Here is a 521-nt window from a genome sequence, read left to right as displayed (position 1 = left end):
AAGCCCTAAATGGGTATTGTTGTGATTTTGTAAACTGCATGTTTAACATCAATTGGATGGGCTTTCAAACACAACCAGAATGTGGTTTTCGTCGCAGACAACAAGATGACACTAACGTTCTCGGTGTTTCAGGGCTTTTTGAGCGAAAAAAGAAAGCGAGCACGAAGCTCGCTTTGAGTTAGGAAGTGTTTAAAAAGGAAGTCGTAAGATTACTTCACGTACACGCGAGGGTTTGATGTGCCCCAAATGGTGTAAAGTTCTGGGAAGATCACGTCGGCGTTCTTCTCGATTTCTGCGGCATTGATGGTTTGAGATTTTTGGTTGCCGAACAGAACGACCTCAAAACCCGGCTTCACGCCTTTGATATCTGAAACGTCGATCATTGTTGTATTCATTGACGTTACGCCAACCACTTTTGCACGTTGACCATTGATCAGCACGTCTGCCGTATTGCCCATTTTTCTTGGGTAACCGTCAGAGTAACCGACAGGAAGGTTCGCCATTACGCTTTCTTTAGTGGT

Annotated in this window: 2 protein-coding genes; one reads left to right on the top strand and one right to left on the bottom strand. The window is 44.5% G+C overall.

What is annotated here, in order from left to right:
• The coding region (locus R8N49_RS30320) for a hypothetical protein (RefSeq protein WP_318190847.1) at positions 1-182 on the top strand (182 nt) is incomplete at its 5' end.
• A gap of 27 nt (positions 183-209) precedes the next feature.
• On the opposite strand, the gene R8N49_RS30315 is transcribed toward R8N49_RS30320, so the two are convergent.
• A partial coding sequence (locus R8N49_RS30315) for an alanine racemase C-terminal domain-containing protein (protein ID WP_318190846.1) occupies positions 210-521 on the bottom strand: 312 nt, incomplete at its 5' end.

This window comes from Vibrio sp. 1978 (assembly GCF_033344345.1).
Note: the sequence above shows the minus strand (reverse complement) of the source record. Positions and strands in the feature narration are given on the sequence as shown.